The organism is Catellatospora bangladeshensis (assembly GCF_016862575.1).
Classification (GTDB): Bacteria; Actinomycetota; Actinomycetes; order Mycobacteriales; family Micromonosporaceae; genus Catellatospora; species Catellatospora bangladeshensis.
On the sequence record NZ_BONF01000053.1, the window covers coordinates 47,118 to 69,744 of the forward strand.

General features: G+C 72.9%; 21 protein-coding genes. 7 read left to right on the forward strand and 14 right to left on the reverse strand.

Features of this window, described 5'->3' with window-relative positions; translation table 11 throughout:
• The first annotated feature begins 65 nt into the window (after positions 1–65).
• Entirely contained in the window at positions 66–422 is a 357-nt protein-coding gene (locus Cba03nite_RS35720; RefSeq protein ID WP_203756289.1) for a hypothetical protein, read from the forward strand.
• A 59-nt stretch (positions 423–481) separates the two neighbouring features.
• Here the strand turns inward: Cba03nite_RS35720 and Cba03nite_RS35725 are convergent, their stop codons facing one another.
• Both Cba03nite_RS35725 and Cba03nite_RS35730 read right to left on the reverse strand, forming a co-directional pair.
• Positions 482–3,268, reverse strand: coding sequence for an immune inhibitor A domain-containing protein (locus tag Cba03nite_RS35725; protein WP_203756293.1), 2,787 nt, complete (start codon positions 3,266–3,268; stop codon positions 482–484).
• Positions 3,269–3,506: 238 nt separating this feature from the next.
• The gene (locus tag Cba03nite_RS35730) at positions 3,507–3,659 is read right to left on the reverse strand and encodes a hypothetical protein (RefSeq protein ID WP_203756296.1); all 153 of its coding nucleotides are present in this window, start codon (positions 3,657–3,659) and stop codon (positions 3,507–3,509) included.
• Between the two features lie 24 nt (positions 3,660–3,683).
• Between Cba03nite_RS35730 and Cba03nite_RS35735 the strand changes: the two genes are divergently transcribed.
• Positions 3,684–4,238, forward strand: coding sequence for a TetR/AcrR family transcriptional regulator (locus Cba03nite_RS35735; protein ID WP_203756299.1), 555 nt, complete (start codon positions 3,684–3,686; stop codon positions 4,236–4,238).
• Positions 4,239–4,250: 12 nt separating this feature from the next.
• On the opposite strand, the gene Cba03nite_RS35740 is transcribed toward Cba03nite_RS35735, so the two are convergent.
• Together Cba03nite_RS35740 and Cba03nite_RS35745 are read right to left on the reverse strand one after the other, a co-directional pair.
• Positions 4,251–5,048, reverse strand: coding sequence for an SDR family NAD(P)-dependent oxidoreductase (locus Cba03nite_RS35740; RefSeq protein ID WP_203756302.1), 798 nt, complete (start codon positions 5,046–5,048; stop codon positions 4,251–4,253).
• Complete coding sequence (locus tag Cba03nite_RS35745) at positions 5,045–6,691, reverse strand: FAD-binding protein (protein WP_239126267.1); 1,647 nt, start codon at positions 6,689–6,691, stop codon at positions 5,045–5,047. The genes Cba03nite_RS35740 and Cba03nite_RS35745 overlap by 4 nt, the downstream gene beginning before the upstream one ends.
• A 200-nt stretch (positions 6,692–6,891) precedes the next feature.
• On the opposite strand from Cba03nite_RS35745, the gene Cba03nite_RS35750 reads away from it, so the two are divergent.
• Positions 6,892–7,890, forward strand: a complete 999-nt coding sequence (locus Cba03nite_RS35750; protein WP_203756310.1) for an ATP-binding cassette domain-containing protein — start codon at positions 6,892–6,894, stop codon at positions 7,888–7,890.
• Positions 7,887–8,738 (forward strand): ABC transporter permease, encoded by an 852-nt coding sequence (locus Cba03nite_RS35755; RefSeq protein WP_203756312.1) that lies wholly within the window; start codon positions 7,887–7,889, stop codon positions 8,736–8,738. The genes Cba03nite_RS35750 and Cba03nite_RS35755 overlap by 4 nt, the downstream gene beginning before the upstream one ends.
• 2 nt (positions 8,739–8,740) lie before the next feature.
• On the opposite strand, the gene Cba03nite_RS35760 is transcribed toward Cba03nite_RS35755, so the two are convergent.
• From Cba03nite_RS35760 to Cba03nite_RS35795, 8 genes are all read right to left on the reverse strand, one after another.
• Positions 8,741–11,887: an ATP-binding protein gene (locus tag Cba03nite_RS35760; RefSeq protein ID WP_203756314.1), complete on the reverse strand. Its 3,147-nt coding sequence runs from the start codon at positions 11,885–11,887 to the stop codon at positions 8,741–8,743.
• A gap of 99 nt (positions 11,888–11,986) precedes the next feature.
• Positions 11,987–12,571 carry a sugar O-acetyltransferase gene (locus Cba03nite_RS35765; RefSeq protein ID WP_239126268.1) on the reverse strand — a complete coding sequence of 195 codons (585 nt, stop codon included), beginning with the start codon at positions 12,569–12,571 and terminating at the stop codon, positions 11,987–11,989.
• 132 nt (positions 12,572–12,703) lie between these two features.
• Positions 12,704–13,237 carry a hypothetical protein gene (locus tag Cba03nite_RS35770; protein WP_203756316.1) on the reverse strand — a complete coding sequence of 178 codons (534 nt, stop codon included), beginning with the start codon at positions 13,235–13,237 and terminating at the stop codon, positions 12,704–12,706.
• A 2-nt stretch (positions 13,238–13,239) separates the two neighbouring features.
• Positions 13,240–13,815: a hypothetical protein gene (locus Cba03nite_RS35775; protein ID WP_203756318.1), complete on the reverse strand. Its 576-nt coding sequence runs from the start codon at positions 13,813–13,815 to the stop codon at positions 13,240–13,242.
• 9 nt (positions 13,816–13,824) lie between these two features.
• Entirely contained in the window at positions 13,825–14,823 is a 999-nt protein-coding gene (locus Cba03nite_RS35780) for a hypothetical protein (protein ID WP_203756320.1), read from the reverse strand.
• Between the two features lie 289 nt (positions 14,824–15,112).
• Positions 15,113–15,337, reverse strand: a complete 225-nt coding sequence (locus Cba03nite_RS35785; protein ID WP_203756321.1) for a hypothetical protein — start codon at positions 15,335–15,337, stop codon at positions 15,113–15,115.
• 166 nt (positions 15,338–15,503) lie between these two features.
• Positions 15,504–17,840, reverse strand: coding sequence for an FtsX-like permease family protein (locus tag Cba03nite_RS35790; RefSeq protein WP_203756322.1), 2,337 nt, complete (start codon positions 17,838–17,840; stop codon positions 15,504–15,506).
• The gene (locus tag Cba03nite_RS35795; RefSeq protein ID WP_203756323.1) at positions 17,840–18,604 is read right to left on the reverse strand and encodes an ABC transporter ATP-binding protein; all 765 of its coding nucleotides are present in this window, start codon (positions 18,602–18,604) and stop codon (positions 17,840–17,842) included. Before Cba03nite_RS35795 ends, Cba03nite_RS35790 begins: the two co-directional genes overlap by 1 nt.
• A gap of 108 nt (positions 18,605–18,712) precedes the next feature.
• Here Cba03nite_RS35795 and Cba03nite_RS35800 point away from each other — a divergent pair, with 108 nt between their 5' ends.
• Complete coding sequence (locus tag Cba03nite_RS35800) at positions 18,713–19,942, forward strand: sensor histidine kinase (protein ID WP_203756325.1); 1,230 nt, start codon at positions 18,713–18,715, stop codon at positions 19,940–19,942.
• A complete protein-coding gene (locus tag Cba03nite_RS35805; protein WP_203756356.1) occupies positions 19,936–20,571 on the forward strand; it encodes a response regulator in 636 nt (211 codons plus the stop codon). Before Cba03nite_RS35800 ends, Cba03nite_RS35805 begins: the two co-directional genes overlap by 7 nt.
• A 26-nt stretch (positions 20,572–20,597) precedes the next feature.
• Here the strand turns inward: Cba03nite_RS35805 and Cba03nite_RS35810 are convergent, their stop codons facing one another.
• Positions 20,598–21,419 carry a helix-turn-helix transcriptional regulator gene (locus Cba03nite_RS35810; protein WP_203756326.1) on the reverse strand — a complete coding sequence of 274 codons (822 nt, stop codon included), beginning with the start codon at positions 21,417–21,419 and terminating at the stop codon, positions 20,598–20,600.
• 169 nt (positions 21,420–21,588) lie between these two features.
• On the opposite strand from Cba03nite_RS35810, the gene Cba03nite_RS35815 reads away from it, so the two are divergent.
• Positions 21,589–22,101 carry a cupin domain-containing protein gene (locus Cba03nite_RS35815; RefSeq protein WP_203756327.1) on the forward strand — a complete coding sequence of 171 codons (513 nt, stop codon included), beginning with the start codon at positions 21,589–21,591 and terminating at the stop codon, positions 22,099–22,101.
• Positions 22,102–22,176: 75 nt separating this feature from the next.
• Here the strand turns inward: Cba03nite_RS35815 and Cba03nite_RS35820 are convergent, their stop codons facing one another.
• Positions 22,177–22,533 (reverse strand): nuclear transport factor 2 family protein, encoded by a 357-nt coding sequence (locus tag Cba03nite_RS35820; RefSeq protein WP_203756329.1) that lies wholly within the window; start codon positions 22,531–22,533, stop codon positions 22,177–22,179.
• Positions 22,534–22,627: the final 94 nt, after the last annotated feature.

Consider the following 22,627-nt stretch of genomic DNA (forward strand, 5'->3'; position numbering starts at 1 on the left):
GGGGCTGCGGTCCGTCAGGGCCGGGCATGGCATGGTTCAAGCGGAGGCGGCGGCTGCCTGCCGACATGTTGCAGCGTCTGGAGATGCTCGGCCGGTTCACGCTCGGCAGGCAGGAGAGCCGCATCGACAGCGGTGAGGTGTGGCGGCGGTGCCTGGCGCCGTTCCTCGACGAGGCCAGGGCGGATCCGGACGGTTTCTTCGGTGAGCTGGGGGAGCTGCTGCGCGGCGATGCGGGCGGGTTCGCGGCCCTGGGCGCCGGGCAGCTGGCCTGGGAGGCCCTCAGCGACGAGTCGCTGACGAACCCGGCGGTGGCCCCCTTCGTCGACGCGGGCATCGACTTCAAGCTCGCGCGCGGCCTCACCCGTTACGACCTGGCCCCGTACGAGGTGGGGCGGCTCAGCCGGCGGCAGTCCGGCACCTGATCGGTCAGGCATGCGAAAAGGGGCTGCCCGGCCGGGCAGCCCCTTCGTGGTGCGGTGGATCAGTTCGCGGGCGAGACCCGTACGGTGACGTACGAGTTGTCGTGCGCGGCCTTCACCAGGACGATCGTGACGCCGTACGCGGCGCCCTGGTCACCGGGGTTGCCGGTGCCCGTGACGGTGAACCCGAAGTCCGCGCCGTAGAACGCGGTCGCCGGAGTGCCGTCGGCCTCGACGATCCGGGTGGTGTACGGCACGTTGCCGGCCGACGGGATCACCGCGGACGCGTCGACGTCACGGAAGAAGAACTGGTCCGCTCCGCCGATCACGCGGTGCTCCAGGCCGGGGACCCAGCCCTTCGCGTCGGTGAACGCCGTCACGCCGCGCTGCGCCGGGTAGGCGGTGCAGTACTCGCTGAACGGCTCGTTCGGCGCCTCGAAGCACTCCTTGAACGGGTACGTCTTGCCGAAGGTGAACGCGGCGTTGGAGGACTGCGGCCGGCTGGGCAGGTTGTCCAGCGTGGACGGGTCCTTCACCGCGGCCTCGCCGGCCCGCCGCAGCGGGTCGAAGTGCGAGTCCACGATGAGCAGACCGCCCTTGGCCCCGCCGCTGGGCAGCGCCGTGGCGTTGTTGGCGGCGTGGTTGACGTTGCCGAAGGTGGTGTCGCGGTACCACACCAGCATGCCCGGCGCGTTGTACTTGATCTTCTCGACCTTCCACGCCCCGTCACGCTGGTAGCTCGTGTCGTAGGCGTACTTCAGGCCGTTGTCGAACCCGTCGAAGTTGCGCCACTCGGCGAGGTAGTAGTGCGCCTTGACCGAGGAGCCGGTGTCGATGCGCCAGCCGGGGCCGGTGGTGTCGACCCAGGTGCCGCCGGTCGCGGTCCAGCCGTTGGCGCCGGACTCGACGTCGTCGCTCCAGGTGGTGGCGCCGCCGCCGGTGACCGAGAAGTCGTCGGCGAACCAGCCCTGCTCCTGGAAGGCGGCGTCGGTGGCCAGGCGCAGCCGCACCTGGACCGTCTGGCCCTGGTAGGCGCTCAGGTCGACGTAGTCGTGACGCCAGCCGTGGCTGTCGCCGGTGAGGCCGTAGCGGCGGCCGAACGTGGCCATGTTGCCGTTCGGGTCGGCGTAGCCGTCGTCGGTGGAGACCAGGTTGCCGGCCTCGTCGTACACCTTGAGGTCGGTCCAGGTGGTGCCGCCGTCGGTGGACACCTCGATGAACCCGAAGTCCCAGTCCTGCTCGATGACGTAGTTGTTCCACGTCCAGAACTTCGCGTCACCGGCGGCCGGCACGCTCACCGTGCGGGCCACCTTGATGTCGGCCCAGTCCTGGTCGGCGCCGGTGTACCACATGTTGGCGCCGCTGTGCGGCTCGGCCAGGACGATCGTCTTGGCCGGAAGGTCGATCTTGATGCCGTCGGCGGTGTGCTTGGGCGTGCGCGACGTCTGACCCATCTTCACGGTCTTGTCGGCCGCGCCCGGCGCGAAGGTCTCCGGCTCGGCCCAGCCGAGCACCCACTTGTCCCACAGGCCCATGTGGGTCGGCATCGCCTGGAAGATCGGGCCGGAGTGCGAGCCCGACGCCATGAGGTCCCAGAAGTCGACGTCGGAGTCGCCGCCGCCCGAGGTGTCGTACAGGTCCGGCAGACCGAGGTCGTGGCCGTACTCGTGGGCGAACACGCCCACGCCGGAGTCCTCCGGCTGCACGATGTAGTTCGACACCTTCAGGCTGGTGCCGGGGATGCTGTAGCCGCCCGCCACGGCCGAGGAGTGCGCCCAGATCGCGCCCGTGCCCTGCGCGCCGCCGCCGCCGGACTTGTCCTCACCGGCGTGCACCAGCACCAGGTGGTCGATGACGCCGTCCGGCTCGAAGAAGTTGCCGTCGCCGTCGCGGTCGCCCTGGTCCTCGATGTCGTAGTCGGCCCAGGGGAAGCTCGGGTTCGACGCGGCCAGCACGTTCACCGCGTCCATCGCCATCTGCTGCGGGCCGAGCGGGTTGTCCGGGTGGCCGTTCATCGACTGGATCGCGCCGGCCTCCCACTCGCCGTCGGCGTTCATGAAGCAGCGCGACGCGCCGTACCACGCCTCGGAGTGCGGGACGGTGATCCACGGCGTGGCCTCACCGGCGACGGTGTAGGCGCCCTTGGACATCTCCAGGTACATGTTGCGCATGGTCAGGCCGGAGATGTCGATGCCGCGGCGGCCGTCCGGGCCGGTCAGGTCCTTGCGGACCCGCTCGGTGATGCCCTTGGAGGTGTACAGCATCTTGTTGTAGTAGTCCGGCGAGAAGTCCGGCACCCACATGGAGTTGTTGTCCTTGCGGGCCAGCGTCGCCGGGTTCGGGATGCCGTTGTGCCTGGGCCCGTTCTGGACGGTGCCGGGCACGCAGGTGCGGTCGTCGATGCTGACAGGCACCATCGAGCCGGTGAAGTCATCGTTGGCGGAGGTGCTGTACTCCACCAGGATGGTCAGCAGCTTCGCGGTCTGGGTGGTGGGCGCCTTCTTGTACCGGCGCGGGCTGCCGCCCTGCCGGATCGACTTCGCCTCCAGCTTCGCCAGCTCGCGCGCGGTGAGCGGGTTGCCCTTGCCGTGCTTGCGGTCGAACGCCTTGGCCTTGTCGACGACAGATCCGTAGACGCCGCCCTTGCCCTTGACCTCCTTGCCCTCGGTGTCGTGCTGGACCGCGGGCTCGGCGTAGTTGATGTAGAACTCGCTCGGGCTGATCACCGCGCTGGGGGCGGCGACGGCGCTCGCCGCAGCCGGGGCGTAGAGCCCGGCCGCGGCCAGTGCCAGCGCGGGCACACCGGCGAGTAGCCGGCGTCGCCGTCGCGCGTGGTCGGCGTGCTTCATGACACTCCGTTCCTCGGGGGTCGGCCCCGCGGCGCGGAGCACCGCGGGGCGTTTCGGAAGCCGCGGGGCACGCGTCACCCGCAGGTGAGCCGCGTGCCCCGTTCCGTCGTGGTCCTCACGCGGCCGATGGAGGTTGCCGACACACGTGAAGAAACCACTTCACAATCCCAAATGGAGAGTCGTTACTGCACAGCCTGACGGACCCAGCTATTCGGCCGATCAACCGATTGCGTCGATGTCACGGCAGCGGCTCGGACATCCTCCGATCAGCCGAGTACGCCGATGTCACGGCGGACGGAGCCGGCCCGCCCGCGCCGGGGAGCCGGCGGGTGAGCTTGCGGACGTCCGGACCGGCGACCGTGCCCGGCGGCGGCACGTACTGTGGTGCCATGACCGCCGACCGCCGCGACCACAGGTGAGCGCGCCCCGCCCCGCCAACCGCGGTCCGGGCGCCGCCCGGGAGAACCGGCTCGCGCTGGTCGCGGCGGCGACCGAGGTCTTCGCGGAACAGGGTATCGACGCGCCGCTCAACGCCGTCGCCAAGCGGGCCGGGGTCGGCCAGGGCGTCCTGTACCGGCACTTCCCCGACCGGGTCAGCCTGGCGCTGGCGGCGTTCGACACGAACGTGGCCGAGATCGAGACGCTGTCGGCCGATCCGGCCTGCGGCCTCGACGACCTGCTCCGCGCCCTGACCAGGCAGATGATCGACTCGGTGGCCTTCGTCGAGATCGTCACCGGCGCCGACCGCGACCCCCGGCTGGAGGCGATCCGCGAACGGGTACGCGTGGCACTGGTGGGCGTGGTCGACCAGGCCCGCCGGGCGGGAGTGCTCCGCCCGGCGGTGACCGCCGACGAGTTGATGCTGGCGGTGGGCATGATCGCCTCGCTGGTGGCCAAGGTGCCCGAGGCCGAGCGCCGCCCGACCGCCGAGGCCGCCTGGGCGCTGCTCGACCGTGCGCTACGGCCCTGACCGGCGCGGTCGCTATTTGATCAGGTCGCGCATCTTGCCGGCGATGAACGGGATGGCCCGGGTGGGCGCCAGGCGCCCGAGCCGGTCGAGCATCCGCGCGTCCTGGCCGATGACGACCCGTGGCCGCCCGCTCACCACGGCGTCGATGATCTGCCGGGCGGCCTCCTCGGGCGAGGTCAGCTTGGCGGCGGCCGCCTTGGCGTCCGCACCCGGCATGGTGATGCCGGAGTTGCCCAGGATGTTGGTGGCGATGCCGCCGGGGAACACCACGCTGACCCGCGGCTGGACGCCCTGGTGCTCGGCGATCAGACCCTCGGTGAACAGCTTCACGGCGGCCTTGCTGGCGCCGTAGGCGCTCTGGCCGGGCACCGGCACCAGCGACCCCATGCTGGCCACGTTCACCAGCGCCGACTCGGGCCGGGCCTCCAGCAGCGGCAGGAACGCCTTGGTCGTGTTGACGGTGCCCCAGAAGTTGACCGCCATGACGCGCTCGATGTCGTCGAACGCGAGCCGGCTGACGGGCTGGAAGCGGTGGATGATGCCGGCGACGTTGACCAGGCCGTCGACCTGCCCGTGCGCGGCCGTCACCGCGTCCGGCAGGGCCAGGACCGCGGACCGGTCGGTGATGTCGACGGTGTGGGTGGTGAGCCGGTCACCGGCGTCGGCCCGCGCCGCGACGTCGGCGAGGGCGGCCGCGCTGAGGTCGACAGCCGCGACCCGGGCGCCGGCGGCGAGCAGCCCGAGGACCACCTGGCCGCCGATGCCGTTGCCGCCGCCGGTGACGACGAAGACCTTGCCTGCGGGGTTCATGCGGCGTCCTTGGTGTGGTGGGCCATGTGGCGGGCGGCCCGCAGGCCGAAGACCACGGCGGGGCCGATGGTGGAGCCGGGGCCGGGGTAGGTGCGGCCCATGACGGCGGCGGAGTTGTTGCCGGCCGCGTAGAGCCCTTCGATCACCGAGCCGTCCTCGCGCAGGGCCCGCCCGTCGGCGTCGGTGACCACCCCGCCCTTGGTGCCGAGGTCGCCGACGACTACCTTGACCGCGGTGAAGGGTCCCTTCTCCAGCGGGCCCAGGTTCGGGTTCGGGTGTACGAGCGGGTCGCTGTAGTAGCGGTCGTAGGCGGAGTTGCCGCGGCCGAAGTCGCCGTCGACCCCGGCCCGGGCGAATCCGTTGAACCGTTCGACCGTGGCGGTCAGGCGCGCGGGCTCGACGCCGATCCTGGTGGCGAGTTCGGCCAGGGTGGCGGCCTGGAACATGACGCCTTCGCGTTTCATCGCGCGGGAGCCCTTCGGGTCCATGGCGTAGGTGCGCAGGTAGCGGCGGGCGTGGCGGCGTTCGGCGATCATCCAGTAGGTGCCGTGCCGGTCGTGTTCGAGCATGTGGTGGCCGAGGTCGACGTAGGACTCGGACTCGTTGGCGAAGCGGTCTCCCTTGGCGTCGACGATGACCGTGTACGGGAACGACCGCTCCCCCACGATGAACGACGGCTCGGTGACCGAGGTCGGCGCGACCGAGGCGCCCCACCAGGCGTCGTCCATGAGTTCGACGGCCGCGCCGGCCGCCATCGCGATCTCGATCGGCCGGCCGAGGTTGCCGGGCGCGCCGGAGGGGTTGCCGTCGATGCCGTGGTACCGGCGCCGCCACTGCTTGTTGGCGTCGAATCCGCCGCCGGCGAGCATCACGCCCCGGCGGGCCCGGATTGCCAGCGTGCGGCCCTCATGCCCGATCCGGGCGCCGACGACGTGCCCGTCGCGCACGATGAGGTCTTCCAGCGGGGAGTTCAGCCACAGCTCGGCCTTGTTGTCGATGACGACGGCGCGTAGGAACGAGGCGGTCAGGCCCGCGCCGATGCCGGCCAGCTTGCGGCCGGTCAGGATGCCGCCGAGCGCGCGCAGGACGAGCTTCGCGCCGCGCCGGAAGCCGCTGGGCGTGGACCAGGCGCGGCCGAGCAGCCAGACGTCGTCGGTGAGGACGGGCATCGCGGCCGGGGCCTGGGAGGTCTTCCACCAGGCGCCGATCTTGCGGACGTCGTACGGGGTGTGCTCGATCCCCCGGCCGATCTTGCCGCCGGGCCGCTCGGGATAGTAGTCGGCGTACTCGGGTGCGCGGACGAAGGTCATGCCGTGCTTGCGGGCGGTGTCGACGAAGTCGGCCACGCCGTCGACGAAGGCCTCCTTGCGCTCGCGGCTGCTGGCCCGTCCCTCGGTCCCGACGGTCGCCTCCAGGTAGGCGAGCGCCTCCTCGCGGGAGTCGGCGACGCGATCGGCGCGCATGAGCGGGTTGTTCGGCAGCCACATGCCGCCGCCGGACTTCGCGCTGTTGCCGCCCCACTTGGCGGTGCTCTCCACCATCAGGACCGATAGGCCGTCGTCGACCGCGCCGAGGGCCGTGGCGAACCCGGCCGCGCCGGTGCCGACGACCAAGACGTCGACTTCCCTGTCGAAGTCCACCATGATCCGCTCCTCCCACAACCGGACACTAGTGTCCGGTTGGAGGACAAGAATGACCGGCCCCTGCGCGAAAAGCAAGCAATCCCCGGCGAGGACCCCGCGAGCTGGGTGATCCGGCGGTGAAACCGCGGTGTAGGCGCCGTGGAACCGGGCCGGTGGACGGTGTTTCCTGACCGGCCGACGCCGGTCGCGAGGGAGCGAAGATGAAGCACATTCCCGCGGTCCACGCGGAGGGCCTGGTGAAGTCGTTCGGTGACTTCCGTGCCGTCGACGGGGTCGACCTGCACGTAGAGCAGGGCGAGATCTACGGCGTGCTCGGCCCCAACGGGGCGGGCAAGACCACGATGCTCAAGATGCTGGCCACCCTGCTGCCCATCGACGGCGGCCGGGCCGAGATCTTCGGCGTGGACGTGCGCCGGGACCCGCACCGCACCCGGCAGCTGCTCGGGGTGACCGGGCAGTACGCGTCCGTCGACGAGAACCTGACCGCCAACGAGAACCTGTGGCTGTTCGGCCGCCTGCAGGGCGTGTCGAGCAGGACGTCCCGCGCCACCGCGGCGCGGCTGCTGGAGCAGTTCGGCCTCCAGGAGGCCGCGAACAAGCCGATCTCGCAGTTCAGCGGTGGTATGCGGCGGCGGCTCGACCTGGCCGCCAGCCTGATCACCCGCCCGCCGCTGATCTTCCTGGACGAGCCGACCACGGGCCTGGACCCGCGCACCCGCGGCCAGATGTGGGACACCATCCGCGAGCTGGTCGCGGGCGGCTGCACGGTCCTGCTGACCACGCAGTACCTGGACGAGGCCGACCAGCTGGCCGGCCGGATCGCGGTCATCGACCGGGGCCGCAAGGTCGCCGAGGGCACCCCGGACGAGCTGAAGGCGTCGGTGGGCAACTCGACGCTGCGGCTGCGGCTGACCGAGCCCGCCGACCAGCCCGTCGCGGCGCAGGTCGTACGCCGCCTGCTGGGCGAGGATCCCGTCCTCAGCCCCGAGTCGGGGCGGCTGAACGTGGCGCTGGACGCCGCGGACCGGGCCGCCGACGTGCTCATCAGCCTGCGCGAGGCGGGTGTCGGCGTCACCTCGGTGAGCGTCGACGCGCCCACCCTCGACGAGGTGTTCCTGGCGCTCACCGGGCACGGCACCGGCGAGGGCGCCGACCCCTCCGCGACCGCGGACGATCGTGAACTCGAGGTGGCCCGATGACCATGCAGTTGACCAGGCCGATGCCGCTGGCGGAGCCGAAGCGGCTGACCGCGGCCGACGTCGCCGCCCGCACGACCTCGCACAACAGCGTCGGGCAGACGCTGAGCCAGACGATGTCGATGGCGTGGCGGGCGACGAAGAAGATGCGCCGCAACCCGGAGCAGTTCTTCGACGTCACCATCCAGCCGCTGCTGTTCACGGCGATGTTCGCGTACCTGCTCGGCGGCGGCCTGTCCGGCAGCGTCCAGGCGTACCTGCCGCTGGTGATCCCGGGCATTCTGGCGCAGACCGCGCTGACCGCCTGCATGGCCACCGGCGTGCAACTGCGCGAGGACATGGAGAAGGGGGTGTTCGACCGGTTCAAGTCGCTGCCGATGGCCCGGATCGCGCCGCTGGCCGGGCCGATGGTCGCCGACCTGCTGCGGTACGCCATCGCCTCGACGCTGACCTTCCTCACCGGCATCGCGATGGGCTACCGCCCCGGCGGCGGCGTGGCCGGGGTGGTGCTGGCGATCCTGCTCACGATGATCGCCGGCTGGTCGCTGGCCTGGGTGTTCACCTGGGTCGGCACGCTGGCCCGCAGCGCGCAGAGCGTGCAGGGCATCTCCATGATGATCATGTTCCCGCTGACGTTCATGTCCAACGCGCTGGTCCCGGTCGAGACCCTGCCCGGCTGGCTCGCCGCGTTCGTGAAGGTCAACCCGGTGTCGTACGTGGTCACCGCCACCCGCGACCTGGCCAACGACGGCCAGGTCACCGGGCACGTCGGCTGGGCCATCGTGGCCTGCGCGGCCGTGATCGCGATCTTCGCGCCGCTGTCGGTACGCGGTTACAAGCGGCACCTCTGAGATCAGCCGGCCCCGATCCGCTCGACCAGGCTGCGTGCCTCGCCGAGCAGGTCGGGGCCGCGCCGGTCGCCGTACTCGGCGGCCAGCGTGGCCAGCATCCCGGGCGCCCGCTGCTCGGCGTGGGCGGCGATCCGCGCCCAGGCCAGCGTGGGCGTGCTCCGGTGATACGCGAACCGGTCCGCCAGCGCGATCAGCCGCACCGCGTCCTGGACCGGCAGGGCGTCGCGCAGCAGTCCCCAGGCGCCCAGCGCGAACAGCACCAGCCCGCAGACGGGATAGTCGAGGTAGGGGTGCTCGGGGTCGAGCACCTGGCCGGCCCGTTCCCGGGCCTGCGTGAACAGGACCCCGCCGGTCGGGTCGCCGGGCGGCGCGAGATACGCGTGCGCGGTCAGGCTCATCGCCTCGGCCACCAGCACCCACGGCTCGTAGCCCGTCGCGGGCAGGCCCGGCATCCGCAGCTCGCTCACCCGCCGGAACGCCCTGCGGTACGCGGCCAGCCCGGCCTCGACGTCACCGCGGGCCAGGGCCAGCTCGGCGCTGCCGAGGTCGAACACGAGCCGGCCGCTCACCACCCCCTCGGACTCCTGCGGGTCGCCGAGCTCGGCGAGCTGGCGGGCGGCGCCGTCGAAGTCACCGGTGGAGATCATCACCATGGCGAGCAGCGAGCGCAGCTGGACGGCGTCGTCGCGGGCGCCGAGCCGGTCCAGCACCGGCAGCGCGGCACGCGCGTGGACCGCCGCTTCGGCCCCCCGGCCGAGCTGCATCGCCAGCTGCGCGGCCATCGTGTGCATGATCGCCTGCGACCAGGGTCCCACCGAGTCGTCGGCCAGCAGCAGCCCGCGCTCGGCGGCGTCGATGGCCGCGTCCGGGTCGCCCAGGTTCTCCAGGGCCTGGCTGAGCCACGGCAGTGCCAGCACCGCGACCTGCCGGTCCGCGGAGGCGGCCAGCTCACGCAGCCCGTGAAGGTAGCCCTCGGCCGAGTTCGGGTCGATCTCGGTCAGCGTGGTGACCATCGCGGCGGTCCACGCATCGTGCTCGCCCGGCCCGACCGCCCGCAGCGCCGCCCGCAGCACGCCCGAATACGGGCTGTTGGCGACCAGGGAGCCGTTGAGCGTCATCCCGATCGCCATCCGGGTGGCGCCGGCCAGCTCCGGCGGGGCCGTCCAGCCGTCGATCGCGTTCGCGGCCGCCTCGATCAGGACCATCAGCCGGGTGTGCTCCCCGAGGATGATCCAGTACCCGGCCAGCGCGGCGAGGATCTGCACCATCGACGCCGGGTCCGCCGTGGCGAAGGTCCGGCGCAGCACGTCGGAGAGATTGGCCTCCTCCGGGCGGATGGCGTCGACGACGTCGAACTGCGCCGGGGTGAACAGGGCGCGGGCGTGCCGGGCGGAGAAGGCGACCGCCCAGGCGCGCTGGGCCTGCTCGGCCGCGCCGTCCTCCCCGGCATCGATGAGCTGCATGCGGCCGAACTCGCGTACGGTCTCCAGCATCCGGTAGCGCACCCCGCCCGAACCGGTCTCCACGACGGTCAGCAGCGACTGGTCGGCGAGGTCCTCGACGGCGGCGAGGGCGTCGTCGCCGAGCATCGCCTCGGCGGCGGCGAGGGTGAACCCGTCGTGGAACACCGACAGCCAGCGCAGCGCCCGGCGCTCGCGTTCGGCGAGCAGGTTCCAGGACCAGTCGATGACGGCCAGCAGCGTCTGGTGCCGGTCGGGTGCGCTGCGGTCCCCGCCGCGCAGCAGCGCGAACCGGTTCTCCAGTCGGCGGGCGATGTCGGCGACCGCCATCACGCGCACCTTCGCCGCCGCCAGCTCGATGGCCAGCGGCAGCCCGTCGAGCCGCTCGACGATCTCGGCCACCACCTCGTCCGTCCCGGCCAGGTGCACGTCGGGCCGGGCGGCGACGGCCCGCTGCCGGAACAGCTCGGCCGCGTCGGCGGCGTCCAGCTCGGCCAGCGGGTACACCTGCTCGGCGGAGATCGCCAGCGGCGCCCTGGTGGTGGTGAGGATCCGCAGCTCGCGGGTGGTGGCGGCGAGGTACGCGACGAGGTCGGCGACAGCGGCGACGATGTGCTCGCAGTTGTCCAGGATCAGCAGGCTCGGCGCCTGGTCGAGGTGGCGCGCGATCCGGGCGCGTACGTCGGCCCGCTGCTCGGGGGTGAGGGCGCGCAGGCCGCTGACCGAGTCCCGCACGCCCAGCGCCGAGCCGACCTCGCCGACGAGGTCGTCGGGTGCGGTAACGCCGACGAGTTCCACGAAGTGCACCACCGGGGCGGGATGCTCGCGGCCGAGCACGTGGGCCAGCCGGGTCTTGCCCAGCCCGCCCGGCCCGACGATGGACACGACCCGGGCGGCGGACAGCAGCGCCTGCAGCCGGCGAACGTCGCCGGAGCGGCCGAGCAGCGCGGTCGCCTCGTAGCGCACGCCGGCCCGTACCGGGCTGTCCTGCACCAGCAGCTCGCCGTGGACCCGGCGCAGTTCCGGGCCCGGGTCGGCGCCGAGGCGTTCGCGCAGGTCGGCGCGGTACGCCTCGTAGCGGCTCAGCGCGGCACCGGCGCCGCGGACCGCCGCCTCGCTGCGCAGCAGGTCCGCCAGCAGTGACTCGTCGGCGGGGTGCACGGCCCACGCGGTGGCCAGGGTGGGCAGCGCCTCGGCGTGCTCGCCGAGCCTGACCCGCGCCCTGGCCAGCAGCACCCGGGCCCGTTCGAGGTCGCGTCCGGCCTCGCGGCGCAGCGCGGCGAGCGGGCCGTGGCCGTCCGCTGCGGCGGCCGGGCCGAGCGCGAGGGCCTGCGCGGCCAGGTCGGCCGCGTGTGCCGGGTCGGTCTCGAACGCGGACCGGGCCGTAGCGAGCAGGTCGGCGAGCACCTGCGCGTCCACCTGGGACCGGTCCAGGCCCAGGCGGTAGCCGTCGCCGTCGCGGACCACCGCGTCCGGTCCGTGTGCCGTCCGGGTGCGAGAGACGACGACCTGGAGTGCTTTGAGCGGGTTGGCGGGGACGTCCTCGTCCCAGATGAGGTCGATCAGGCGGGTGGAGCTGACCACACGCCCGGCGGCGGCGAGCGCGGCGAGCAGTGCCTGCGGCCGCTCGCCCACCACCGGCTCGCCGTCCCAGCGCACCGCATCCAGCAGTGACAGGGTGATGGGCACCGGCCAAGTCTAAGCTCCGGCCGGTACGGGGCTCCGCACGTGTGCCGGGCCGCCGCTTCGGTCCAACCGTGGGCCCCGCGGCGCGTGGTCCGGGCGCGGTCACCCGGCCGATGGCTGGATGGTGCGGATCACGCGGGCCGGGTTGCCGACGGCGACGACGTTGGCGGGCAGGTCCCGGGTGACCACGGCTCCGGCGCCGACGACGGTGTTCTCGCCGATGGTGACCCCGGCCAGGACGATCGCGCCGCTGCCGAGCCAGACGTTGTCGCCGATGGTGATCGGCTCGGCGGCCTCCCACTTGTCGCGGCGCAGCCGCGGGTCGATCGGGTGTGTCGGGGTGAGCAGCTGCACGTTGGTGCCGATCTGCACGTCGTCGCCGATGGTGATCGGGGCGACGTCCAGGGCGACCAGGCCGTAGTTGGCGAAGGACCGTGCGCCGATCCGGATGTGCGCGCCGTAGTCGACTCGGATCGGCGGCCGGATGTAGGTGTCCTCGCCCACCGCGCCCAGCAGCTGTTCGAGCAGCTCGCGGTAACGCTGCGGCTCGTTGACGGAGGTGGCGTTGAACGCCTCCATCAGTTCGGCCGCCCGGTGCATGTGCCCGACCAGTTCCTCGTCGGCGATGTACAGGTCACCGGCCAGCATGCGCTCCCGCATCGAGCGGCCGTCACCGTCAGGCGTCATGCGCCTGAGCCTACGGACTGTTCGGCGACATGACGGCCATACGCCTCCGCGACCGGCTGATCACGACACGCCTCGCAGCGAGCCGTGGGCCGGGCGCTCCGGCTCCACGACCCGCGCCGGGTCGGGCGACCGTCACGGCAGTCCGAAGACCCACAGGCCGGTGCCGCCGCCGATGAACGTGGTCAGCAGCTCGGTGAGCCCGATGCCCGCCCCGGCGTCGGTGCGGGCCTGTGTGGTCGCCGCCACGAAGGCCGGCCAGTTGGCGCGTACCCAGTCGGAGTGGCCCCGCTGGTGCCAGTCGTCGTCACGGCCGTCCAGTCCGAGCGTCCCGCCGACGAACCCCTGCCGTCCCAGCAGGATCGGCCCCGGCGGGGGCGGCACCGGCACGCTGGTGACGACGCTGTAGCGGATGTCCAGCAGGCCGCTGTCGTGAACGTGGCCGGAGTACTCGACCCGCCCGTCCGGCCACGCCGCCAGCTCGCACCAGCCGTCCAGCGACGACGGCGTGATCCGGTGGCGTATCCGGACCGGTGCCAGCGTCCCCGGCAGCTCCCGCAGCCGCATGGGCGGGGCGAACCCGTGCGCGGCCAGCAAGCCGCGCACGGATCCGCCCGCCGCGCCGTCGGCGCCGAGCACGGCCAGCGCCGTGCGCAGACTGACGGCCACGGCTACTCCCCCACCTTGTGGAACTCCACGCACTGGTCGTGGTTGTCGAACGGCCGGTCGGTGCACTGGCGTGCCTCGACCTTGCCCGGGCCGGCGAAGAACGACACCACGGCGGCGACGACCAACACCAGCAGGACCGCCTCGACGATCGAGGCGACGTCCGGCGTCACCTGGATGGTCGCCTTGAGCCGGGTCAGGCTGGCGAAGTTGTCCCGGATCCACGGGTCGACGCCCTGGTCGGTGATCCTGGTCCCGTCGCCCGCACCCAGTTCCCCGGTGAACCTCTTGCCGACCCCGTGGACCTGATCGAGCAGGAAGTCCAGCACGAACGAGTCACCGAAGAAGTCGCCGGAGTCGTGGACGTCGCCGGTGATGTACCAGGCTCCGGTGCTGTACACCGTGACGGTGTAGGTGCAGGCCACGTCACCGGCGGCGACCCGGCCGGTGAGGTCGTGGCGGCGCACCGTGGCCAGGTCCCGGATGCTCACCGGGAAGGCCCGGCGTTCCAGCCGGCTCAGCGCGGCCAGGCTGATCGGGCCGTCGCCGAGGAACCTGCGGGCTTCGCGTACGGACAGCATGCCCGCCGCCTACCGCAGCCCGACCATGACCGCGATCATGCCCGGCCCGTCGGCGTGCCCGGCCAGGGCCTTGCCGAACACGGCCCCGAAGGCGCGCTGCTGGTCGGCGGCCTTCATCGCGTGGCCCGGGGTCGGCGAGGTCGTCAGCAGGTCACCGACCTCGATCGGCCCGTACGACGCGTCGACCTTGCAGATCACCCGGCCGATCATCGCGATGGGCTGCGCGCCCTCCTCGCAGCCCGCGGTGAGGATCATCCCGGGGCGGAACTGCCCGGCCCCGGCGACGACGCCGACGACCCGCCGGTCGTATCCGGTGTCGCTCGGCGCGATCCGCCCACCGTCCACGGCGCTCATCAGGGTGCCCGGCTCGGCCGCCGCCGTCACGTCGAACAGCTCCGCGACGTCGCCGCCCTGCAGCAGGATGTCCTCCACCACCTCGATCTTGCGGTGGACCTTGAGGTCGCCGAGCACCTCGACCCTGCCGCGGGCCTGCAGCTCGCCGATCACCTCGACCCGGCCGTCGAGCACTGCGGCGGGACCCTGCTCGCTCTTGGCGTAGATGCCGGCACCGGACTGGCTGTGCCCGACCACGCCGGACCCGTCGGCCTTGTTCTCGCCCCACACCGCCGCCGCGCCCGTGGCCCCCGCCGCGAACGTCTCGCCGTAGACGCCGTGCCACTTCTGGCTCTTGCCGATGACACCCGGCCCGCCGGTGACGCCCTCCCCCATCACCCCGGCGCCGCCGGTGGTGCTGTCGGTCTTGCCGTAGACGCCCATCCAGACCGGGCTCTCCCCGATCACGCCCGGCCCGTTGGCGTTGTGCCCGAAGACGCCTGCGCCGCCGGTCGAACTGGTGCTGAGCCCGGCCACGCCGTGCCAGGTCGCCCCGTCACCGCGTACGCCCACCGCCGCGCCCTGGCCGAAGACGGCGATCGCGCCCTCGCCCTGGCCGACGCCGTGAATGGCGGTCTCCTCGGGCCCGTTCGTGGTGTTCTCCAGCGTTCCCATCGCTCCCCCTGCTCCATCCGGTAGACGGTCGCCGGAGTGGCGGCCGCACCGTGGAAGAGGACACGGGCTGGCGCTGGATACGTCGATACACATGTGGGTGACAGGCGCTGCTGGTTGGGTCGCCGATGCTGGCGCGCCGACCACGGGGACCGTGGCGTCGGTACGCATACAGCCCTTCTGCCTGGCAAGACGGACGTACCAACCGGTGCGGGTCTCTGCCGACTGTGTACGTGAGAGCCACAGACAGGGCGGCCGATCTTGACGGCACTTTCTACGACTAAAGTGCCAATCAGCTATGTAGCAGAATTTTTTTAAAGGGGTGCGGGCTCGCCACGACATACACGCAGGTGAAGTACACGACGAAGGTCAGGGCAGTGACCTGGTAGATATTCGGTGCAGACCCGAACCCGCCAATGATCTTTACACCTTCGATCAGTGCCAGCCCTAGGGCGGGCACACCCGCGACCACCTTGGCTTGAAGGTGGTCGCCGGCTCGACGTGGTGCCCGACCCATGAGGCCATGGTAGAGGCACATGCAACGGGGGCCAGCGCTCGGCCGACGCCGGCTGGTTGGTGTATGCGAAGTCGGGTGTCCAACGCGGCTCGCGACACCGCGAGACACGCGGCCGGCCCGCCGCCGAAGCCGGGTTTCTACGACCTGGCGGCGGCGAGCCCGCGGCCTAACCGGACGCGGCGCGGCGGGCGGCCCGGCGAGTGGCGAGCACTGCCGCCGTGATCGCGAGCAGGGCCGTGGCCAGCATGGTGGCGGTGGTGACCGGCCAGTGCAGGCGGAGGGTCACGGGTGCGCCGACCTCCTGCTCCAGCCCGGCGGCCATGCCCAGCAGCGGCGGCACGGTGACCGCCAGGCCGAGCCCTGCGCCCAGGACCACGACCAGCAGTGTCTCTGCGGCGGCGTAGCGCAGCAGCTGGCGGGTGGTGGCTCCGGCGCGGCGCAGCACGCCCAGGTCGGGGCGGCGGCCGTCGGCGGACATGGCCATGGTGTTGGCGACGGCGATGCCGGTGTAGCCGACCGACAGCGCGATCAGGACGGTTGCGAACAGCCACAGCAGCCGCCCGTCCTCGGCTCCCTCCCGTTCGGCGTACGCCTTGGCGTCGAGCACCTCGACGCCCGGCTGCCCGGCCAGCGCCGTCGGGTCCGCGCCGAGCAGCGACGGGGCCAGGGCCGAGGGGTCGTGCTGCCGGACCAGTTCCTGCGGCAGGATCAGGTCGTCGTCGACCTGCCCGTCCGGGGTGATCTTGTCGATGGTGAGCTGTTCGGTGAGGCCGTCGGCGAACGTCACCGTGACGCTGTCGCCGACTCGGATGTCCAGGGCGTCGGCGGTCCCGGCGGCCACGCTGGTGGGCCCGCCGGTGGTGCCGAACGCGGCGACGGACACGTCACCGGCGTACACCCGGGTCGGCAGCACCGACCTGCCACCTGTGGTGACGGCGGTCGCGGGCAGGCCGGGCATGCCGTCGGGCACTGCGATGGTGAGCCCGGCGAGCTTGGCCGCCTGCCCGGCGGGGTACGCCTCGCGCATCGTGGCGACCATCCCGGACAGCAGCACCGCAAACCCGATCGTGGCGATCACCGGCGCCGCGGTGGCGGCGGTGCGGCGTACGGCGGCGAGCGTCTCGGCGCGCACCAGCATCGCCCCGGCGCCGCGCGAGCCGCGCAGCGGAAGCCCCGCCAGCCGGACGAGCGGCGGCAGCAGCACCGGCGCGAGCAGCGCGGCGGCGGCGGTGAGCGCCATCGCGGCGAACAGCGCGGAGTTGACCCGGTCCTCGGCCGCGGCCGTGGCGGTGCGCACCGCCAGGAACCCGCCGAGGGCCAGCGCACCGCCGCCGCCCAGCCAGCGCCCGAGCCCCATGGCCTTTGCCTCCACGGACGCCTCACGCAGCGCGGCCATCGGCGGCACCTTCGCCGCCCGCCGCGCGGCCGCGTACGCGCCGGTCAGCGCGACTCCGACGCCGACCAGGACGGCTGCCAGCACCGGCAGCGGTTCGGGCCGGATCCGCAGGCCGGGTTCGGCCAGACCCCAGTCGGCGAGCAGCCGCGCGGCGGGCACGGCGGCGGCGACGCCGAGCAGGGCCCCGGCCAGCCCGCCCGCGCCGCCGACGAGCAGCGCCTCGCCCATGACCATGCGGCAGATCTGGCGCGGGGTCGCGCCGACGGTGCGCAGCAGGCCCAGCTCGCGCCGCCGCTGCGCGGTGCTCAGCGCGAACGTCGATGCGACGACGAACACGGTCACGAACACGGCCAGGCTCGCCATTGCGATCAGCAGCTGGGTGCCCAGCCAGCGCGTCTTGGCGGCCTGGGCGGGCTCCAGCGCGGCCCGTTCGTCGCCTGTGGACACGGTCGCGTCCGGCGCGGCGGCACGGGCGGCCGCGGCCACCGCCACTGGGTCGGCGCCCGGGTGCAGCAGCAGCCCGATGGCCGCGACGCCGGGCGAGAGCCGGGCCGCCGCCTGTTCGGACACGTAGACGCCGGGCCCGTCGACCAGGCCGGTCACGGTGACCTCGGCGGGACCGCCGCCGGTCAGCAGCGTGGTCCGGTCCCCCACCGCGAGCCCGGTCGCGGCACCGGCGGCGACCTCGCCGTCTGCATCGGGGGCGGTGCCCTTTGTCAGTGGGTACGCGCCCAGCGCCGCGCTCGGCCAGCCGTGTCCGGCGCCGGCGTCCTCCGGGTCGCCGACCGGCCGCCCGTCCACGACCAGCTGCGCGTAGAAGCTGCGGTCGGGCACCGCCGCCGCGACGCCGGGCAGCACGGCCAGCCGCTCGGCCAGCGCCTGCGCCTGGTCGGCCGACCACGGGCGCACCCCGTCGCCGATCCCGGACGCGTCGGGCAGCACCGGCCCGTGGACCACCACGGGCGCCGCCGACAGCCGCTCGGGCGGGCGCGGTTGCGCAGACGCGTACACCAGCAGGCTCATCGCGATCAGCGCGACGCCCAGGGCCAGCCCGGCGAACGTCCCGGCCAGCGAAACGGCCCGGCCCCGGACCGAGGCGAGCGTCATCACCGCTGCTCCAGCCGGGTCATCAGGGCGGCGATCTGCTCGGCCCGGCCGGGCAGCCCCGCCGGCCCGCCCAGGCGGTCGGCGATCCGGCCGTCGCGCAGGAACACCACCTCGTCGGCGTACGACGCCGCGACCGGATCATGGGTGACCATCACCACGGTCTGCCCGTGCCCGTCGACGGCGGCCCGCAGCAGCCCCAGCACCTCCCGCGAGGCGGCCGTGTCCAGCGCGCCGGTGGGCTCGTCGGCGAACACCACCTCCGGGCGGGTGATCAGCGCCCGCGCGATGGCGACCCGCTGCTGCTGCCCGCCGGACAGCTCGCTAGGCCGGTGCCCGGCCCGGTCGGCCAGGCCCACCTCGGCCAGCGCCGCCCGCACGGCCGCCGCGGCCGGGCGGCGGCCCGCCAGGCGCAGAGGCAGCTCCACGTTCTGCGCCGCGGTCAGCGACGCGACCAGGTTGAACGCCTGGAACACGAACCCGATCCGGTCCCGGCGCAGGACCGTGCGGCGCTGCTCGTTCAGCGCGCCCAGGTCGACGCCGCCCAGGTGCACCGTCCCGGCGGTGAGCCGGTCCAGGCCGGCCGCGCACTGCAGCAGCGTCGACTTGCCGGAGCCGGACGGGCCCATGATCGCGGTGAAGGTGCCGGGGGCGAAGCCCAGCGTCAGGTCGTCCAGGGCGACGACGGCCTGATCGCCGCCGCCGTACACCCGCCGGGCGCCGGTCAGCCGGACCGCCTCGGCCACCGGAGTCTGTGTGATCGTCATGGCGACCAGTCCACCCGCGCGGGCGCCCCGGCACATTGGCGTGGACGGGACAACAGAGGTAGTGCGCGCACTACCGTCACGAGATCAACGGCCGGGTACCGTCGAGCCGTGCACGCGCGTACCGCCTGGCAGGCCCTGGCGCAGCGGCCGCTGCGGTTCCTGACCTCGGCCTGGCCGTGGCGCTCGCTGGCGTACCTGGTCTCCGGCGTGCTGCTGGGCGGGTTCGTCGGCGCGGTCGTGCTCACCCTCGCCGCGGCCGGGCTCATCCTGCTGATCGTGCTGGTCGGCGTGCTGCTGATCCTGGCCCTGCTGCTGTCGGGCGTGTACGTCGCCCGCTTCGAACGCTGGCGGCTGCGGCTGGTCGACCTCGACCCGGCGCCAGACCCGCACCGGGCACCGCGGCAGCCGGGCGTGCGGGCCTGGGTCGACACCCGCCTGCGCGAGCCGGCGACCTGGCGGGAGCTGGGCTTCACCGCCCTGTCGCTGGTCGGGCTGTGGTGGATGGACCTGGGCGTGCTGTTCGGTGCACTGGCAGTACCCGTCATCGTGATGGCGTCGCCGCTCGACGACTCCGACGTGACAGGGCTGTTCTTCCTCGGGCTGCTGCTGCTCCTGCCCGCCCCTTACACCATCACCGCTTGGGCCGGGGCGCGCGCCGCGTTCACCCGGGCCGTGCTCGCCCCGCGCGACGACGAGCTCGGCGCGCAGCTCAGCGAGGTACGCGCCTCCCGCGCCCGGCTCGCCGACGCGTTCGCGCTGGAACGCCGCCGCATCGAACGGGACCTGCACGACGGCGCACAGCAGCGGCTCGTCTCGCTAAGCGTGCAGCTCGGCCTGGCCCGGCTCGACGCCGAGCCGGGCTCGGCCATGGACCGGCACCTGGCCGGGGCGCAGGAGCAGGTGACACTCACCTTGCAGGAGCTGCGGGCGCTGATCCGCGGCGTACACCCGCAGGTCCTCACCGACCACGGGCTGGCCGACGCCGTCGGCGAGCTGGCCACCCTGTCGGCGGTCCCGGTGCGCGTCGACATCCGGCTGCCCCGGCGGCTGCCCCCGGCCGTCGAGGTCACCGCCTACTACGTGGTCGCCGAGGCGCTGGCCAACGTCGCCAAGCACAGCGGCGCCCGGCAGGCTGAGGTCACCGGCCGCCTGCACACCGACCTGCTCGTCCTGGAGATCCGCGACGACGGCACCGGCGGCGCCGACGCCGCGGCGGGCAGCGGGCTGACCGGCCTGGCCGACCGGCTCGCCACCCTCGACGGGCGGATGCGGCTGTCCAGTCCGGCGGGCGGCCCCACCCTGCTGCACGTGGAGGTGCCGTGCCACTCCGGATCGTGATCGCCGAGGACAGCGTGCTGCTGCGCGAAGGGCTGATCAGCCTGCTGGAACGCTTCGGGCACACCGTGCTCGTGGCGGTCGGCGACGCCCCGGCGCTGGTCGCCGCCGTCACCGCCGACCGGCCCGACCTGGTCGTCACGGACGTGCGCATGCCGCCCGGCCACACCGACGACGGGCTGCGCGCCGCCGTCGGGCTGCGCGAGACCGACCCCGGGCTGCCGGTGCTGGTGCTCAGCCAGTACGTCGAGCAGTCCTACGCGGGCAAGCTGCTCGACTCCGGCGACGGGCGCGGCGTCGGCTACCTGCTCAAGGACCGGATCGGGGCGGTCGCCGACTTCGCCGCGGCCGCCGAACGCGTCGCGGGCGGCGCGACCGTCGTGGATCCCGAGGTGGTGCGCCAGCTGCTGCGCCGTCGGCAGGATCCGCTGCAGCGGCTCAGCCCCCGCGAGCGCGAGGTGCTGGCGCTGATGGCCGAAGGGCGGGCCAACGCGGCCATCGCCCGGGACCTGTTCGTCACCGAGGCCGCCGTCAACAAGCACGTGAGCAGCATCTTCGCCAAGCTGGACCTGCCGGTGGCCGGTGACCAGCACCGGCGGGTGCTGGCCGTGCTCGCGTTCCTGCGCGCCTGACCTGCGCTGATGCGCGGGCGCGGTGCTCAAGAGGGCATGTCGTGGTCCGAGCCATCGGCGGGCACCTGGAGCACCATCAGTAGCTCGGGCTCGTCGACGAGGCGGAGCTGGAATACGTCCACGGCGGTGTCCGCCGCATCGCCGTGCAGGACGAGCCGGGCCGCGCGGAAGGGCCGCACGTCGTACTCGGCCCACCACTGCGCGAACTCAGGGCTCGCCTGCCGGAGCAGGTCCACCAGGTAGGCGTACCGCGGGTCGCCGGGGTGCTCGCCGGATGCGATGCGGAACTGGCTGAGCACCGCGCGGGCCGCGGCCGTCCAGCGCGCGCCCAGCACCGCACGGTTCGGCTCGTGCGTGAACATCATCCACAGCATGTTGCGCCGGTCCGCCGGGAACGTCAGCGGATCGACGCGGCGCTCGGCGTACGCCCTGTTCCACACCAGGTAGTCGAGGTAGCGGTCGTAGACGACGGCCATGACGGAGCCTTGGGCGTCGACGAGCCGTTGCAGCCGCTGGTGCGGCCGGGGCTGCGGCGCCCGGCTCATCGGTATGGGCCCGGCCAGGCGGCGCAGGTGCCGGTGCTTGTCGTCGTCGAGCCGCAGGGCGCGGGCGAGCGCGTCGACGACCTGGGTGGACGGGGTGACGTCGCGGCCCTGTTCGAGCCAGGTGTACCAGGTGAGGCTGACGCCGGCCAGCTCGGCGACCTCCTCGCGGCGCAGCCCCGGGGTGCGCCGCCGCCCGGGATGCAGATCGGGCGTCAGGCCCACGTCGGCGGGTGTTAGCGCCGCCCGCATGGTGCGCAGGAACAGGCCGAGTTCGGCTCGGCGCGCCGCTGCCGCGTCGTTCATGGACAGTCCCCCGGTCTCCGCCGGAGACTAGCAGTTTCTGTACCAGGACCAGGTGCGCATGCCTCGATAGCGTCTCTGTCGAGAGATCGCGGATGCCTCGGCGACGTGGACATCGGCGTCTCCAGCGCGGATCCTCGCCCCGTCCGACCCGCTGTTGAGGGGATCACCGATGACTGAAGGACTTCTCCTGCCGCCTGGTGCCGGCCGGCCCATCGCGGGCTCCGGCATGACCCTGAAGGTCGGCGCCGACGAGACGCCCACCTGGTCGATGTTCGAGACCGTAGTCCAGCCCGGCTTCGATGTCGGGGCTCACTTCCATCACCACGCCGAGGAACTGTTCTACGTTCTCGACGGCGAGCTGGACCTGCTGGCGTTCCGTCCTCGGGCGGGTTCGCCGACCGCCGCCGGGGACTGGCGCGGGTGGGAGTCCGACGACGGCGCCAAGGTGCTGCGCGGCGGCCCGGGTAGCAGCATGTTCGTGCCGGCGGGCGTGCCGCACGCCTTCTTCAACCCGGGTCCGGTGCCGGCGCGGATGCTGTTCCTGGTCACACCCGCCGGGCACGAGGTGTATCTGCAGGAACTGGCCGACCTGATCGGGGGCGGCCGGCCGGATCAGGCTGCGATCGCGGAACTGCGCGCGCGGCACGACATCCAGCAACTCACCCCGCTCACCCCTCAGTGACGGCGCGGTACGGCCGGAGCCGGAACGCGCGGGTCACCGGAACGACGCACTGCACACGCGTGGTCGAGCCACCGCCTACGCAGTGAAGTGCGTCGCGTGTCCCTCGACGATCAGGGGTCCGTCGAAGATGAGGACCTCGTTGGCGTGCACACCGGTCTGATGACGGAAGTTGATCACCAAAGTCTTGATGCCGGCGTAGACACCGATCAGGTCGAAGTGCAGCTCGGGGTTGCGGCTCAGGGCGTCGGCCCAGTAGGCGCGCAGCGCTTCCTTGCCCCGCACGACGCCGTCAGAGCCGTGGATCAGTCGCGCGGCGGTCGGCGAGCTGAAGACAACGTGGTCGGCGAAGAGCGCCAGCACACCTTCGAGATCGCGGGCGTTCCAGAGGGCGATCCACCGTTCGGCGAACGTGCGTGCCATCTGCTGGTCCATGGCGGGATCATGCCACGTGGCAATGCTGCGGCGGCCATCTCCAACTGGAGGTGCGAGCGGTCTGAGCGGTGCGGTGCCGCCTCGGCGAGTTTCG